This is a genomic window from Stenotrophomonas sp. Iso1 (assembly GCF_027497995.1).
Taxonomy (GTDB): Bacteria; Pseudomonadota; Gammaproteobacteria; order Xanthomonadales; family Xanthomonadaceae; genus Stenotrophomonas.
Genome location: NZ_JAODBT010000001.1, coordinates 911,736 through 927,918, shown reverse-complemented (window position 1 = coordinate 927,918; position 16,183 = coordinate 911,736). Strand labels below are relative to the sequence as shown.

Here is a 16,183-nt window from a genome sequence, read left to right as displayed (position 1 = left end):
TCCCTGGGCGAATTCAGAACGGCCGGATCAGCCCGTCGGTTGCCGCCACGCGCTCAACTTCCTGCGCGCCCGCTTGCCGCCATTCACGCATGGCTGGCAAGGCCAGCAACGCCCGCTGATACGCGCCGGCTTCGCCGTCCAGTGACACGCCGTAGCCATCAAAGCGCACCGCAACCGGCGCGAACATGGCATCAACAATGCCGAAGTCACCGAACAGGAACTCCCCGCCTGCGCCTTCGCTCCGGCGCAGCTCACGCCACAACGCCTGGATGCGGTCGATATCGCGCTGCGCGGCCGCGTCCCAGTCGTAGGCGTCAGGCGTGCGCCGGCTGTTCATCGGCAACTGCGAACGCAGCGCGACAAAGCCCGAATGCATCTCCGCCGCCGCCGCGCGGGCCAGCGCCCGCTGTCGCGAGTCCAGCGGCCAGCCACGGCCGTCGAGCCAGCGCTCATTGGCGTACTCGCAGATGGCCAGCGAATCCCACACCTGCACCTCGCCGTCGTGCAGCGCCGGCACCTTGCCGCTAGGGGAATACCGGCCGATCTCGGCGACGAATTCCGGGGTATCCAGCGCCAACCGCACTTCATCGAAATCCACGCCAAAGTGCCGCAAAAGCAGCCAGGACCGCAGCGACCAGGAGGAGTAATTCTTGTTGCCGATTACCAGAACAGGCCGATTCATGGGCATCTGAGGGCTGGATGGCCTTCCAGCATAGGCCCATCCAAGGCACGTCGGGCCCGGCTCAGCTAAACTTTCGCCCTACTATCTGAAACGAATGCCGCGCTCCCCATGTCCGAGAACACGCCTGCCGCCGACGCCTCCCCGGAGAACACCCCCGCCGAGAAGCGCGATTTCATCCGCCAGATCGTCCGCGAGGACCTGGCCAGCGGCAAGCACACGGCCATCAAGACCCGCTTCCCGCCCGAGCCCAACGGCTACCTGCACATTGGCCACGCCAAGTCGATCTGTTTGAACTTCGGCATCGCCGGTGAGTTCAGCGGCGTGTGCAACCTGCGCTTCGACGACACCAACCCGGCCAAGGAAGACCCGGAGTACGTGACCGCGATCCAGGACGATGTGCGCTGGCTGGGCTTTGAGTGGAACGAGCTGCGCCACGCCTCGGATTACTTCGACGCTTATTACCTGGCCGCACAGAAGCTGATCCGCGACGGCAAGGCCTATGTCTGCGACCTGTCGGCCGAGGAAGTGCGCGCCTATCGCGGCACCCTGACCGAACCGGGCCGCCCGTCGCCGTACCGCGACCGCAGCGTCGAGGAGAACCTCGACCTGTTCACCCGCATGCGTGCCGGTGAGTTCCCCGATGGCGCCCGCACCGTGCGCGCCAAGATCGACATGGCCAGCGGCAACATCAACCTGCGCGACCCGGCGATCTATCGCATCAAGCACGTCGAGCACCAGAACACCGGCAACGCGTGGCCAATCTACCCGATGTACGACTTCGCGCATGCCTTGGGCGATTCCATCGAAGGCATCACCCACTCGCTGTGCACGCTGGAGTTCGAAGATCACCGCCCGTTGTACGACTGGTGCGTGGACAACGTCGACTACGCGCACAGCCCGGAGCTGACCCAGCCGCTGGTCGACAAGGGCCTGCCGCGTGAAGCGGCCAAGCCGCGTCAGATCGAATTCTCGCGTTTGAACATCAACTACACGGTGATGAGCAAGCGCAAGCTGATGGCGCTGGTCACCGAACAGCTGGTCGACGGCTGGGACGACCCGCGCATGCCGACCTTGCAGGGCCTGCGTCGCCGGGGTTACACCCCGGCAGCGATGCGTCTGTTCGCCGAGCGCGTGGGCATCTCCAAGCAGAACTCGCTGATCGATTTCAGCGTGTTGGAAGGCGCGTTGCGTGAAGATCTGGACAGCGCCGCTGCACGCCGCATGGCGGTGATTGATCCGATCAAGCTGGTGCTGAGCAACCTGCCGGAAGGCCACGAAGAAACCTTGACCTTCAGCAATCACCCCAAGGACGAAAGCTTCGGTACCCGCGAGGTGCCCTTCGCACGCGAGCTGTGGATCGAGCGCGAAGACTTTGCCGAAGTACCGCCGAAAGGCTGGAAGCGTCTGGTGCCAGGCGGCGAAGTTCGCCTGCGCGGTGCCGGCATTGCTCGCGTCGATGACGTGATCAAGAACGATGCCGGGCAGATCGTCGAGCTGCGCGGCTGGCTGGATCCGGAATCGCGCCCGGGCATGGAAGGCGCCAACCGCAAGGTCAAGGGCACCATTCATTGGGTCAGCGCCCAGCACGCAGTGGAAGCGGAAGTCCGCCTCTACGACCGCCTGTTCTCGGTGCAGAACCCGGATGATGAATCCGAAGGCAAGACCTATCGCGATTATCTGAACCCGGCGTCGCGCAAGGTTGTCACCGGCTACATCGAACCGGCTGCCGCCATCGCCGCGCCCGAGCAGTCCTTCCAGTTCGAGCGCACCGGCTACTTCGTTGCGGATCGCCGCGATCACAGCGCTGCCAAGCCGGTATTCAACCGCAGCGTGACGTTGCGCGACACCTGGACTGCCTGAGGTAAAAGCAGGCCGTATAGAGCCGAGCCATGCTCGGCCACGGCTTTCCCCGCAATGCTCCGAGCGCAGCATGGCTGCGCTCTACGGTGCAGCCTGCGCACCTTGCCTGAGAGCCTATTTTTTCCCCGGCTCGACCACGCTGCTACGCCAGACCTCCAGGAACTGCCTCCGCTTCAATGCATCCAGGTACACCAGCAAGCCCGGGCCCAGTTGGATCGGCCGCAGGTTTCGCGCGGGATCGCTGTCGCGGCCATCACCCCGAATGATTGGCATCAACCGCGCTTCGCGCGATAGCACCTGTTGCCCACGCGGCGACAACAGGTAATCCAAAAAGCGCTTGGCCTCGACTGGATGCGTACTGGTGCGCGGGATCACCGCCGTGCGCAATACCACCAGCGTGTAATCCTCCAGTTCGATAATGCCCAGCGGCGCACCGGCATCGATGCGCGCCTGTGCATACGAACCCAGCACGTTGTAGACCAGCGACAGCTCACCCTTGCTTACCTTGTCCAGCAACACGCCGGTGCGTTCTTCGCGTACCACGCCGTTGTCGCCCAATGCACCCAACAATGCACCGGCAATGCTGCCGCGCTGTGCGTCCTGCGTCGCCAACAGATACCCCACGCTGCTGCGCTCAATGTCATACGTGCCCACCTTGCCGCGCAGCGGTGCGCCCTCCGCTCGCAATAAATCCAACAGCTGGCGCCGCGTATGCGGCACTTTTGCTGCCGGCAACGTGCGGGTGTTGTAGACAACCGTCACCGGCTCGTAGCTGATGCCGAACGCCTCGTCGCGCCATTTCGCCCAGGCTGGCACCGCCTCAGTCTGCGGCGAGCGATGCGGCAACGCATGACCGTCATTGACCAGCTTTGCCTGCAGATCCATGCCGCTGGAAATCAACAGATCCGGCGATGTCGTCGCTTGCCGATCATGCAGATAACGGGTGTACAAATCCTGCGCAACGATGTCCTCGTAGATCACCTCGGTACCGGGGTGCTGGTTTTGATAGTCGGCGATGACCACGGCAAATACTTCGCTGTCGGTGGTGCCGTGGATGCGCAGTTGTTCGGTGAACATGCCACGTGCGGGGAAGCGCTGCACATCACCCGGCGCAGCAAACACTGGCGATGCGAACAGCATCAACACGATTCCCAGCAAGAAACGTTTCATGCGGCACTCCGGGGCAGACGAATGGTGGCCACCAAGCCACCTTGTGGCCGATTGGCCAGGTCAATGCTGCCGCCGTGGCTGTCGACAACACGCTTGACGATGGCCAGGCCCAGCCCGGCGCCACCTGCAGGAGCATCTTCGCCCCGACCAAACCGCTCGAACACACGCTCCGCATCGGCGGCGGTGATGCCCGGACCGTGATCGGCAATGGTCAGCACCGCGTGCGTTTCATCTACCGTCAACGCGATTTGCAACGCGCCTTCGCCACCATATTTGAGTGCGTTATCGACCAGGTTTTTGATCGCTTCGCGCAGCAACAACGCGTCGCCATTGACCTGCACCACCGCATTGGTCATCGCCAGCTGCACGCGCGGCGCCGGGCCTGCCTGCGGCAGGGCGTCATGCAAGGCTTGGTGTACGGTCTCAGCCAGATCAACCGGTTGGAAGCGCTGCAGGTTGGAGCGATGGATCACGCTGGCATCGCTGAGCAATTGATTGAGCAGGCGGCTCATATGCGTGGCGTTGCGCTCAATGGCCTGCAGGCTGTGGCGCATGTCCCGTGGATCGTCTTCGTCCAGCGCCAACTGTGCCTGCGCGCGCAATGCCGCCAATGGCGTGCGCATCTGATGTGCTGCCTCGGCCATGAATGCACGTAGGGTTTCGTTGCTGCTGGACAGGCGTTCCATGAAGCGATTCAAGGCTGCCACCATCTGGTCCATTTCACGCGGCACGCGCGCATCCAGCGGTTTGAGATCAGAAGGTTCGCGCCGCGACAACTCGCGCTCCACCCGCACCAAAGGCCGAAAAACCTGGTGCACCGCAAAGGCGACCAATGCCAGCAAAAGACCCGACAGCACGCCGATGGCCAACAACGCGCGGTTCACCATTTCCTGCGCCAACACCTCGCGGGCGCGACGGGTTTGCCCCACTTGCACCTGTACCTCACCCTGCGCCGAAGCGGCGGCAAAGCTGCGCGTGGCCACCACAAAACGCACGGTCTCTCCGCTGTATTGCGCATCAAACAACTGCGGGCGCGTACCGGATTTACGTGGCGGTGCAGGCAGATCGCCGTACCCGGTGATCAAGCGCCCCTGGCTGTCGGCCACGCGGTAGAACACCCGGTCTTCTTCCGCCATCGACAGCAGGTCCAGCGCGGCGTAGGGAAGATCCACCTGCCACTGCCCTTCCACCAGCGCCACCGAGTCAGCAATGGAAAGCGCCGAGGACACCAGCAAGTGATCGAAGGAACGGTTGGCTGCACGTTGTCCGTACTCGCGCGCAGCGAACAACAACGCCACCGCGAACACCGCCAACAGCGCACCGAGATACAGCATCAGCGTGCGCCGCAGTGATGCGGGCGCGCGCACTTCAGGCCGTTCCATCAGCGGTACCGTCGCTGGGTTCCAGCATGTAGCCCACGCCACGCACGGTGGTGATGCGCAACGGTGCGGCTGCAAGTTTTTTACGCAGACGCCCGACATACAACTCGATGGCATTGGGTCCGGCTTCGTCGTCGAAACCAAACAGCCCGTTGCCGATCTCATCCTTGCCAACAACCTGCCCCAGCCGGCCGACCAAAATTTCCAGCAGGCGGTACTCACGATTAGGCAACTCGATCTGCTCGCCGTCCAGGCTTACCCGATGCGCGGCGTTGTCGAACTGGAAACCTCCTACCTGCACTACTTCACTTGCCTGCCCGCGTGTGCGCCGCAGCAGCACGCGGCAGCGCGCTTCAAATTCGCGGAAATCAAAGGGCTTGCCGAGGTAATCGTCGGCACCGACATCCAGCGCCTGCACGCGGTCTTCGATGCCATCGCGCGCGGTCAACATCAATACCGGCGTGCTGTCACCGCGCTCGCGCATGCCAGCCAACACGCGCAGGCCGTCGAGTTTTGGCAGGCCGATGTCCAGCACGACCAGATCGAAATTCTGATACCGCAGCACGCTCGCCGCCGCCAGGCCGTCGGCCTGCCAATCCACGGCATGGCCACTACGACGCATGCGACGGATGATCGCGTCGGCCAGATCCGGGTTGTCTTCAACCAGCAGCAAGCGCATGAGGCAAGGGGAGCGTGGGGAGAGGCGAATGCTAACGCGCTGGCGCCCCCAGCGCCGAGGCAGCGGCTCTTTCGCTGCAGCGCACAAGTCGCTGACAGGCGGATGACAGCTTGCCGCCTCCAGACTGCGCCCACGCACCGCCCGGTGCCTCGCCCCAAGCGCCCGATGCGCACCACGGAGGGTTCATGAGCAACCACATTGCATGCTGGCGCACCGGCGCTGCCCTGACGTTGATGGCAGTGGCCGTACCGGCGCTCGCCGCCGATGACGAGCGCCCCGTCACAGCGACCGTCGGTGGCCGGCTGCACCTGGACTTCGCCACGTTTGACAACGACGGGCGCGGTACGCCGAACAAGGACGACACCGAAGTGCGCCGCGCCTGGCTGGATGTGTCCGGCAAGTTCTTCGCGGTGGACTACAAGCTGGAGGCCGATTTCTCCGGTGACCGCGTCGAGGCCAAGGATGTCTACGTCAGCCGGGGCTTCGGCGATGCTGGCCGGCTGACGGTCGGCCAGTTCAAACAGTACTTCTCGCTGGATGACCGCACCGGCTCCAACTACGGCAGTTTCCTTGAGCGCGGCAATGCGGGCACTACGCTGGCACCGCTGTACCGGCTAGGTGCCTCATGGCAAGCCAATCCGGGTGACTTCACCTGGGCGGCCAGCGTCTACAGCCTGGAGAGCATCGATGCCTGGCAGGTAAAGGGCCGCGCGGCGGGTGGCCGCGTCACCTGGGCACCCCGTCCGAGTGCGGGGGACGTGCTGCACCTGGGCCTGTCACTGGCGCGCGAGTCCTATGACAACCCCGGCGCCAATGGCATGCCGGCGCTGCGCATCCGCCCGCGTCCTGCGGGCCACCTTTCCGATGAAAGCCGGCTGACGTTGGTGGATTTTTCGGCCGGCCGCGACACCGACGTCAACAAGTGGTCGCTGGAATACGCGCAGGTACACGGGCCACTGTCCTGGCAGGGCGAATTCAGCGGCGCCACCTTCGACGACGGCGCGCAGCGTGGCGAGGTGATGGCCGGCTACGGCATGCTCAGCTGGTTTGTCACCGGCGAATCACGCAGCTACGACCGCAAGACCGGCCGCTTCGCCCGCATCAAGGACATCCGCCACAAAGCCGGCGCCTTTGAACTGGCGCTGCGCTACGACCAGATGCGCGGTGCGCAGCATCTCGATGGCTTGCCCGATCTGCGTCGCGGCAGCACCGAAGCATGGACGCTGGGCGGCAATTGGTACCTGCGCGACAACCTGCGCTTCATGCTCAACGTGATTGAAAGCCGCAACCGCGACCGTCTTGCCGACGTCACCGTCGACCGCACCCGCGCCGTCACCGGCCGCCTGCAGTTCGACTTCTAAGCCCCTCCCACTCCCCCTTCCCACAAGGAGTCTGCAGATGATGCTGACCATCCTCGGCTTCGGCATGGTGCTGACGTTCATGTATCTCATCATGAGCAAACGCCTGTCACCGCTGGTCGCCCTGATCACTGTACCCATCATCTTTGCTCTGCTCGGTGGCTTCGGCGCCGGCCTGGACGAAATGATGCTCGACGGCATCAAGAAGATCGCGCCCACCGGCGTGATGTTGATGTTCGCCATTCTCTACTTCGGCGTGATGATCGACGCAGGACTATTCGATCCCCTCGTGCGCATCATCCTGCGCATCGTCAAGGGCGATCCGCTCAAGATCGTGATGGGCACGGCGGTGCTGGCGATGCTGATCTCGCTCGATGGCGATGGCTCGACCACCTACATGATCACCGTCTCGGCGATGTTGCCGCTGTACCGGCGGCTGGGCATGAACGCCTTGAACATGACCTGCGTGACCATCCTCGCCGGCGGCGTGATGAACCTCACGCCATGGGGCGGCCCAACCGCACGCGCTGCCACCGCGCTGCATGTGGACCCGGCCGACGTCTTCATCCCGTTGATCCCGGCCATGGTGCTGGCCTGCGCTGGCATCCTGCTGCTGGCCTGGTACTTGGGCATGAAAGAGCGTCGTCGTCTGGGCGTGGTCGCCTTGCCGCAAGGCGGCTCGTGGATGGATGCCAGCGTCTCCGATGACGGCGACGCGCTGCCCACCGTGGAAGATGCCGAAGACACCAAGCGTCCCAAACTGCTGTGGGTGAATCTGGTATTGACGCTGGCGCTGATGACGGCGTTGGTGATTGGCCTGCTGCCGATGCCGGTGCTGTTCATGGTCGGCTTCGCCGTCGCGCTGGTGATCAACTACCCGAACCTGGCCGAGCAACGCCGCCGTGTGGTCAACCATGCGGGCAATGTGTTGTCGGTGGTGTCGCTGATCTTCGCGGCGGGCATCTTCACCGGCATCTTGTCCAACACCGGCATGGTCGATGCCATGTCACGCGGCTTCCTGGCGGTGATTCCGGATGCATGGGGACCGCACCTGGCGGTGATCACCGCACTGGCGTCGATGCCGTTCACCTTCTTCATGTCCAACGATGCGTTCTATTTCGGCGTGTTGCCGATCCTGTCCGAGGCTGCCGGTCACTACGGCATCACTCCGGTGGAAATGGCACGTGCCTCACTCGCCGGACAGCCAGTGCATCTGCTCAGCCCATTGGTTCCTTCCACCTATCTGTTGGTCGGCTTGGCCAAGGTCGATTTCGCCGATCACCAGAAGTTCACCCTCAAGTGGGCGGTAGCGATTTCGCTGCTGCTGATGGCTGGCAGCCTGCTGTGTGCCTTGTACCCGCTGGCCGCCTGAGCGGCCCTGCCTCGAACTGGAGCCTCACATGACTCTTCGCATCGCATACGTCACCAGCGGCATGGGCAGCGTGGGTACTGCCATCTGCCAGACGCTGTCCCGCAGCGGCCATACCGTAGTTGCCGGCTGCGCACCCAACTCACCACGCAAGGCCAACTGGTTGCGTGAGCAGCGCGAACTCGGCTTCGACTTCATTGCCTCCGAAGGCAATGCCACCGACTGGAACTCGACCAGCATCGCCTTCGCCAAGGTGCGGGCTGAAGTGGGTGAGGTCGACGTATTGGTCAACAACTCCGGCGGCAGCCGCGACATGTTGTTCCGGCAGATGACCGTTGACGACTGGAACGCGGTAATTGCCTCCAACCTCAACTCGTTGTTCAACCTCACCAAGCAAGTGGTGGATGGCATGGCCAGCCGTGGCTGGGGCCGCGTCATCAATATCGGCTCGGTCAGCGCGCACAAGGGCCAGATCGGCCAGGTCAACTACGCCACCGCCAAGGCGGCGATGCATGGTTTCAGCCGTGCATTGGCCAATGAGGTGGCGGCGCGCAACGTCACTGTGAACACCATTTCGCCGGGTTACATCGCCAGCCAGTCGATCAGCAGCTTTCCGCCGGATGTGTTGGATCGGCTGGCTGCCTCGGTGCCGATCCGCCGCTTGGGCACACCGGAGGAAGTGGCCGCGTTGTGCGCATGGATGGCTTCGGACGAAGCCGCCTACGTCACCGGCGCCGACTATGCGGTCAACGGCGGCTTATACATGGGTTGACCCCAGGTTTCATCGCCTCCTCAAGGCGACGCCGCGATGTCCTGCATCGCGGCTTTTTTTTTGCCAGCGCATTGCTACCGGTCACGACAGCAGCGCGCGACTGTCTCGCCACCGTCAAAAGTCTTTCATGTTGGCTTCGCATAGTGGAGTCACGCGTGTTTCACGCGTCTCCCCCTTATGCCCCGGATCAACATGCAACCCCGACTTCTGACCCTCGCCGTACTCAGCGCTCTCGCCTCCGCACCGCTGTATGCCGCCATACCCGCGCAGGGCGACGCGAACATCGACACAACGGCCGCACTCACTGCAAGCAGCGCACAGACGCTGGATACAATCTCCGTGATTGGCCAGGGCGAAACCCGCCAGGTGCAGCGCATCGGCGAAGTCGACAAGCAAGTACTGCCGCCCGGCACCAGTGGCCAGAAGATTCTCGACCGCTTGCCCGGTGTATCGGTTCAGTCCAACGATGCGTTCGGTGCCAACGAGGAATCACAGACCATCAGCCTGCGCGGCTTCGACAAAAGCCGTCTGGGCTACACGTTGGATGGCATTCCGCTGGGTGACAACAGCTATGGCAACTACAACGGCCTGAGCATTTCGCGCGCGCTCATCGCCGAGAACCTGGCGGGCGCCGAACTGGCGCAGGGCGTCGGCTCATTGGGTGTGGCATCCACCAGCAACCTGGGCGGCACCATTCAATACTTCTCCAGCGATCCGTCCTCCGTGTTCGGTGGGCGCGCCAGCGTCACCATGGGCGATGACAACCAACGTCGCGGCTACCTGCGCGTGGATACCGGCGAGCACAACGGTTTTGCTGCCTACCTCTCCGGTGTCCACCAGGATGCGGACATGTGGGCCGCCCCGTATCAGAACCAGACCAGCCGCCAGTTCAATGCCAAAGCGGTATGGAACGTTGGCGACAACCGCTTCGGCGCATTCGTCGCTACCTCGCGCACCAGCCAGGCCAACTACGCCTATCTGTCCAAGAGCATGCTGGAGCGCGGACTGGGCTGGGACTGGAACATCTATGCGCCGGACTGGGACCGCGCTGTCGCCGCCGCGTACTGCGCACCCGCCACCTACAACGCAGAACGCTGCGTCTTCAGTGGCGGCGTCACCAGCATCGACGATGCGTACTACCAGAGCCGTGCGTTGCGTGACGACAACCTGTACGCGCTTGACGCGGACCTGCACGTGGGCGAACAAGGCCGCTTGAAACTGCTCGCGTATCACCATGAAAACCGTGGCCAGGGCCACTGGTGGGCGCCCGGCCAGCCGTCATACCCCGGCACCGACAAGATGCTGCCAATCTCCATCCGCAGCAGCAACTACACCATCAACCGTCAGGGCCTGACCGCCGCGCTGTCATGGACGCTTGGCATCCACGAACTGGAAGCGGGACTGTGGTGGGAGCAGAACGATCATCACGTCGAGCGCAATTTCTACTACATCGATGGCCCGTTCCTGGACGACACCTATCTCAGCCAGCCAGACCGGCGCTTGTTCGACCAGGACTTCGACATCCGCACGCGTCAGTTCTACGTGCAGGACCGCATGCGTTTCATGGACGACCGCCTGACCGTCGATGTGGGCATCAAGAGCCCCAACACGCGCATGCGCGCCAATGCCAAACCGGGCACCGAGGCGAGCTACGCGTCCGGCACACTGACCGCGAAGGAGTCGGTACTGCCGCAGGCCAGCATCGGCTTCAAACTCAACGGCAACAACGAGCTGTTTGCGTCCTACTCGGAAAACATCGCTGCCTTCGTCGGTGGCGGTAGTGGCGGCCCGTTGCAGGTCACACCGGAATCATTCGCTGCCAGCGCCGGACTGGAGCCAGAAAAGTCGAAAACCTTCGAAGCCGGTTTCCGTACCTTCGGCAAGAATTACCAGGCCTCCATCGCCGCCTATGACGTCACCTTCGACAACCGCCTGCTCTCGCTCAATCCCTGCACGAGCATCGAGGTGGGTACGCGTCCGGAATGCATCACCCGCTTCATCAACGTCGGCTCGGTGAAGAGCCGTGGCGCCGAGCTCACCTTCATCCTCAAGCCGATGCAGGGACTGCAGTGGTACAACGCGCTGTCCTGGAACAAATCCACCTACGAAGACGATTACCTCTCCGGCGGTGCGCTGGTGCCGGTGGCCGGCAAGATCACCGTGGATACACCGCAACGCATGGCCTCCAGCGAACTGAGCTGGAACCACGAGGGTTGGTTCGCCAGCCTGCGCGGCAAGTACACCGGCAAGCGTTACTACACCTACACCAATGACCAGTCGGTACCGGGTGTGACCACCTTCGACGCCGGTTTCGGCTACACGTTCGGTCCCGGTCTGGGCCTGCAGGACCTGAAGGTATCAATGAACGTCACCAACCTGACCGACAAGCGCTATGCCGGCCAGCTCAGCTCATTCGCCCCCGCCGATCCCAACGGCACCCGCTACGCCATCCACGCCAGCGCCCCACGCCAGACGTTCATCACCCTCAGCGCAGGGTTCTGAGGACAGGCATCACTGGAAACTGCTTGAAACCCCTCTCCTGCGAGCGGGAGAGGGGTTGGGGTCATCGGACATCGAAATCGAAATCGAGCTAAATACATCGGGCGCAGGGTGGGCCGACGTAGATGTGATTCCAGAAAGCAGCAACAGCGCCCTCATCCGTCCCTTCGGGGCACCTTCTCCCGTAAATGGGAGGAGGATCGGGGCCAGGCCGCCTTTGACGAGACGTGAGACCCACATCCGCAGGAATTCCCCTCTCCCATCACCGCCACAGCTGAACAAACCCCACCCCTCCAGTGAGGCTGCCGCCTCAGTCCGATACACTGGCCGCCGTTTTTGTCCAAAGGTCGGTCATCGTCATGCTTCACGCGCAGGTTCATCTCACGCTCCCCGTCTGGATCCACGATGCGGTCGACAGCCAGCATGCCTATACCAGCGATGCGGAAAAGGTGGCTCTGGCGATTGAACTGTCGCGGCTGAACGTCGAACACGACACCGGCGGCCCGTTCGGCGCGGTGGTGTTCGGCCCGGATCACCGGGTCATTGCCGCCGCCGTGAACCGTGTCGTGCCACATGCCACCTCGCTGGCCCATGCCGAAAACATGGCCTACATGCTGGCCCAGCAGAAGCTCAATACGCCGCGCCTGAACGCGGAGCTTTCGCCCATTACCTTGGCCACCTCGTCGCAGCCGTGCTGCCAGTGCTATGGCGCCACCGTGTGGGCCGGCATCGACCGTCTGCTGATCGGCGCCAACTCCGCCGACGTGGAAGAACTCACCCCGTTCGATGAAGGCCCGCTGCCGGCAGACTGGGTGGGCGAACTGAACAAGCGTGGCATCGAAGTCGTGCAGGGCCTGCTGCGTGACGAAGCACGCATCGTGCTCGGCAACTATGGCCGCAACGACGGCGCGCGCTACTGATCCACGCTCTCCTGCAGGAGCGGCTTGAGTCGCGACGCGCAATCAACTCATCGCGATTCACCTCGCTTCTGCAACCCCTGCACGTACCCAAGGAACACCATGACTGGCCTGTTGTGCTACTGCCGCCAAGGCTTTGAACCGGAGCTGGCCGGCGAACTCAACGAACGTGCCGGCGCTGCCGGCATCGCCGGTTATGCGCGCACGCAGCGCAATGACGGCTATGTCGTATTCGTCACCGACGAAGCCGCTGCACTGGATCAACGCCTGCCCTGGCGCGAGCTGATTTTCGCTCGCCAGAAGCTGCAGGTACTGGTCGAACTGCCGCAGTTGGATGCGACCGACCGCATCACCCCGATCGTCGCCGCGCTGGAAGGCCAGCAACGTTTTGGCGACCTGTGGGTAGAGCATCCGGATTCGGATGTCGGCAAGCCGCTGGCTGGTCTGGCGCGCAGTTTCGGCAATGCCTTGCGCCCCGCGCTGCGCAAGGCCGGCCTGCTCACCGACAAGGCCAATACGAAGCTGCCGCGTCTGCATATCGTGTTTATCGATGGTACCCATGCTTTCGTTTGCGTCGCCGATACCCGCGACAGTGCGCCGTGGCCGCTGGGCATCCCACGCCTGAAACTGCTCTCCGACGCGCCGTCGCGTTCGGCCTTGAAGCTGGAAGAAGCGCTGCTGGCCCTGCTTACACCGGAAGAACGCGAAGCACTGATGGTGCCCGGCATGCGCGCAGCGGATCTAGGCGCTGCACCGGGTGGCTGGACCTGGGTGCTGACTCGCCAGCACTTGCGCGTCAGCAGCATCGACAACGGCCCGTTGCGCCAGCACGTCATCGACACCGGCTTGGTGGAACACCTGCGCGCCGATGGCTTCCATTGGCAGCCGGAAGTACCGCTGGACTGGATGGTCTGCGACATGGTCGAACAGCCCCGTCGCGTGGCCGAACGCATGGCCACCTGGCTGCGCGAAGGCTGGTGCAAGCACGCTATTTTCAACCTCAAGCTGCCGATGAAGAAGCGCTGGGATGAAACCAAGCTGTGCCTGGATCTGTTCGCTGACCAGGCCGACAAATCACTCACCATCCGCGCCAAGCAGCTGTACCACGACCGCGAAGAAATCACGGTCTTCGTCACCCCGACGCGCCGCTGACGACAGCGGGGCCTTTTCGGCCCCGCGTTCCATCGCGACATGATCTACACCCGTCCGGGTTCACCATCGCAGCGTGCCCCGAACCGGAAGCCGCCATGTTGCGCTCGTTCCTGTTGCTCACGCTGTTGCTGATCACCAGTGCCTGCAGCGTTCCTGCAGCCACCTCGCCGCCCGCCGTGGAAACCACGCCGACGCCGCCTGCCGCAACGCCCGTGGTCGTCGACCAGCGTTGCCGTACCGATGCCGACTGCACGGTCAAAAACGTTGGCAACTGCTGCGGTTACTACCCGGCCTGCGTCAATGTCGCCAGCCGCACCGACCCCGCTGGCGTGCAGGCCAGCTGCCAGGCCAAGGGCATGATGAGCGTCTGCGGCTTTGCGGAAATCAGCGGCTGCAGCTGCGTCGAAGGCCAATGCGCAGCCAAGCGGGAGGGGACGGATTCTCGACGCCTGCCGGTGCAGACACTGCCCAGCGACAAACGCTGAGCCGCTGCATCAACCCACGCGGTTGCCTTCGCAACCACTGCCCGCTTCGGTGCAGGGCTCTGGCACACTCGCCCGGGTCTTGAAGCGGAGAATGCCGTGATTGCCTGCCCTGTCTCGTTGAAACAAACGATTGTTGCCCTGTGCCTGAGCGCTGCCGGTAGCGCCTGTGCAGCCACACCTTTCGTAGCGCGTGACCATGTCGACGATGGCGTGTTCACTACAGGCATCGAAGGCCCAGCCACCGGTGCCGACGGCGCGCTGTATGTCGTCAATCTCGGCAAGGACGGCACCATCGGCCGCGTCGACAACAGCGGCAAGGCAGAAACGTTCCTCACCCTCCCCGAAGGCAGCATCGGCAACGGCATCCGCTTCGGCGCGGACGGCTCGATGTTCATCGCCGACTACCCGCGCCACAACATTTTGAAAGTTGATCCTGTAACCCGCGTCGTCAGCGTGTTCGCGCACCTGCCCGGTGCGCACCAACCCAACGACATCGCTTTGGCGCCCAATGGCACGCTCTACGCCAGCGACCCGGATTGGGCCAAGCCCGACAACGGCCAGCTCTGGCGTATTGACCGCGATGGCAGCGTGCACCTGCTCGAAAGCGGCATGGGCACCACCAACGGCATCGAAGTCAGCCCCGATGGACGCCACCTTTATGTCAACGAAAGCGTGCAGCGCAACGTGTGGGCATATGACCTCGACGCGGAGGGAACGCTTTCCAACAAGCGCCTGCTGATTCGCTTCGACGATCACGGCATGGACGGCATGCGCAGCGACGCAGACGGGAATCTCTACATCGCCCGTTACGACGCCGGCGTAGTGGCCGTGGTTTCCCCCCAGGGTGAACTGCTGCGCGAGGTACCGCTGAAAGGCCGCAAGCCGACCAATGTCGCCTTCGGTGGCGCTGACGGCAGGCAGGTTTTCGTGACGCTGCAGGACCGTGGCGCGGTGGAAACCTTCCAGGCCGACCGCCCCGGCCGTGAATACGGGTTACAGCACGCCAGCCATCGCTGAGCTGGCCGCCCGTCTCAATCCGTGCCACCGGGATCGGGCATCCTGTGCATTCATGGGAGAACACGATGCACGCAATCGAACTGAAGGACCCGGCCGCATTCGGCGATGAATTCCTGCGGCTGACCCTGCTGCAAGGCTTCCAGTCGCTGACCAAGCGCGACCTGGAACTGCTGATTTTCATACTGCTGGAGCGCGATGGCGCCATCGACCGCGGCGCCTCCAACGCAGCTGTGGCATTGCAGCTGCGGGTCACGCCGGCCAAGGTCAAAGGCCTGCGACGCAATGGTTATGCCCGTTGGCGCGCCCTGGTACCGGAGGATGGCGACAACGCCCTGCAGCGTATCGTCGCCACCGCGCTGACCGATGCCAACCTGCGCTCGGGTACCAAACACGTCACCGAACGCAGCCGCAAGGAAGGCTTCCTTGCCATCCGCATCGAACACCCGGACGACGCACAGCGTTTCGAACAGGCCATCCTCGACGTGGGCGCCATCCCGGTCTACGAGCGCAACCGCGAGGTCGTGGCCGTGCGCTTTGACACCCTGCTCGCCATCGCCGAACGCTGGAACTATCTGCAGCCGGATCCGCAGACCACGCTCGACGCACTCAGGAAGCTCGCACCTGCCTCGGAAGAAGTCGCCGACCTGCTGAAGAAGGACATCAAACAGCTGCGTTGGGATGATCTGCGGCGCGCGTTAAACAGCCTCGGCGCGAAGGCGATCAGTTCGACCGCCGAAGGTGGCCTGAAAGGCCTGCTGAAGCTGGTATTCCCCTTCATACCCGGCTGAGAACCGCGCCTTCATACACGTCCGGTTACCATCCAGGCTGCTCCCAGGCGCCGCGC

The 16,183-nt window shown here is 63.4% G+C and carries 14 protein-coding genes; 10 read left to right on the top strand and 4 right to left on the bottom strand.

The annotated features are described in order from the left end of the window. Positions 1–13: 13 nt before the first annotated feature. Positions 14–688 (bottom strand): glutathione S-transferase family protein, encoded by a 675-nt coding sequence (locus PAN08_RS03775; protein WP_269790203.1) that lies wholly within the window; start codon positions 686–688, stop codon positions 14–16. A 102-nt stretch (positions 689–790) separates the two neighbouring features. Here PAN08_RS03775 and PAN08_RS03770 point away from each other — a divergent pair, with 102 nt between their 5' ends. Continuing rightward, entirely contained in the window at positions 791–2,542 is a 1,752-nt protein-coding gene (locus PAN08_RS03770; RefSeq protein WP_269790202.1) for a glutamine--tRNA ligase/YqeY domain fusion protein, read from the top strand. 114 nt (positions 2,543–2,656) lie between these two features. On the opposite strand, the gene PAN08_RS03765 is transcribed toward PAN08_RS03770, so the two are convergent. The 3 genes from PAN08_RS03765 to PAN08_RS03755 are packed head-to-tail and all read right to left on the bottom strand — an operon-like array spanning position 2,657 to position 5,770. Then, the gene (locus PAN08_RS03765) at positions 2,657–3,712 is read right to left on the bottom strand and encodes an ABC transporter substrate-binding protein (protein ID WP_269790201.1); all 1,056 of its coding nucleotides are present in this window, start codon (positions 3,710–3,712) and stop codon (positions 2,657–2,659) included. After that, entirely contained in the window at positions 3,709–5,094 is a 1,386-nt protein-coding gene (locus PAN08_RS03760; RefSeq protein WP_269790200.1) for a sensor histidine kinase, read from the bottom strand. Before PAN08_RS03760 ends, PAN08_RS03765 begins: the two co-directional genes overlap by 4 nt. Continuing rightward, positions 5,081–5,770, bottom strand: a complete 690-nt coding sequence (locus tag PAN08_RS03755; protein WP_269790199.1) for a response regulator transcription factor — start codon at positions 5,768–5,770, stop codon at positions 5,081–5,083. Before PAN08_RS03755 ends, PAN08_RS03760 begins: the two co-directional genes overlap by 14 nt. A gap of 185 nt (positions 5,771–5,955) precedes the next feature. Here PAN08_RS03755 and PAN08_RS03750 point away from each other — a divergent pair, with 185 nt between their 5' ends. From PAN08_RS03750 to PAN08_RS03710, 9 genes are all read left to right on the top strand, one after another. Further along, positions 5,956–7,131, top strand: coding sequence for a porin (locus PAN08_RS03750; RefSeq protein WP_269790198.1), 1,176 nt, complete (start codon positions 5,956–5,958; stop codon positions 7,129–7,131). A gap of 40 nt (positions 7,132–7,171) precedes the next feature. Next, the gene (locus tag PAN08_RS03745; protein ID WP_269791158.1) at positions 7,172–8,500 is read left to right on the top strand and encodes a CitMHS family transporter; all 1,329 of its coding nucleotides are present in this window, start codon (positions 7,172–7,174) and stop codon (positions 8,498–8,500) included. A 28-nt stretch (positions 8,501–8,528) separates the two neighbouring features. After that, the gene (gene phbB / locus PAN08_RS03740) at positions 8,529–9,269 is read left to right on the top strand and encodes an acetoacetyl-CoA reductase (RefSeq protein WP_269790197.1); all 741 of its coding nucleotides are present in this window, start codon (positions 8,529–8,531) and stop codon (positions 9,267–9,269) included. Positions 9,270–9,461: 192 nt separating this feature from the next. Next, positions 9,462–11,771, top strand: a complete 2,310-nt coding sequence (locus PAN08_RS03735) for a TonB-dependent receptor (protein ID WP_269790196.1) — start codon at positions 9,462–9,464, stop codon at positions 11,769–11,771. 356 nt (positions 11,772–12,127) lie between these two features. Beyond that, entirely contained in the window at positions 12,128–12,688 is a 561-nt protein-coding gene (locus PAN08_RS03730; protein ID WP_269790195.1) for a nucleoside deaminase, read from the top strand. A 99-nt stretch (positions 12,689–12,787) separates the two neighbouring features. Continuing rightward, on the top strand, positions 12,788–13,837 hold the full coding sequence (gene rlmM, locus PAN08_RS03725) for a 23S rRNA (cytidine(2498)-2'-O)-methyltransferase RlmM (RefSeq protein ID WP_269790194.1): 1,050 nt from the start codon (positions 12,788–12,790) through the stop codon (positions 13,835–13,837). Positions 13,838–13,932: 95 nt separating this feature from the next. Continuing rightward, a complete protein-coding gene (locus tag PAN08_RS03720; protein WP_269790193.1) occupies positions 13,933–14,322 on the top strand; it encodes a hypothetical protein in 390 nt (129 codons plus the stop codon). Between the two features lie 99 nt (positions 14,323–14,421). Then, the gene (locus PAN08_RS03715) at positions 14,422–15,339 is read left to right on the top strand and encodes an SMP-30/gluconolactonase/LRE family protein (protein ID WP_269791157.1); all 918 of its coding nucleotides are present in this window, start codon (positions 14,422–14,424) and stop codon (positions 15,337–15,339) included. Positions 15,340–15,404: 65 nt separating this feature from the next. Then, positions 15,405–16,127 carry a hypothetical protein gene (locus PAN08_RS03710; RefSeq protein ID WP_269790192.1) on the top strand — a complete coding sequence of 241 codons (723 nt, stop codon included), beginning with the start codon at positions 15,405–15,407 and terminating at the stop codon, positions 16,125–16,127. Positions 16,128–16,183: the final 56 nt, after the last annotated feature.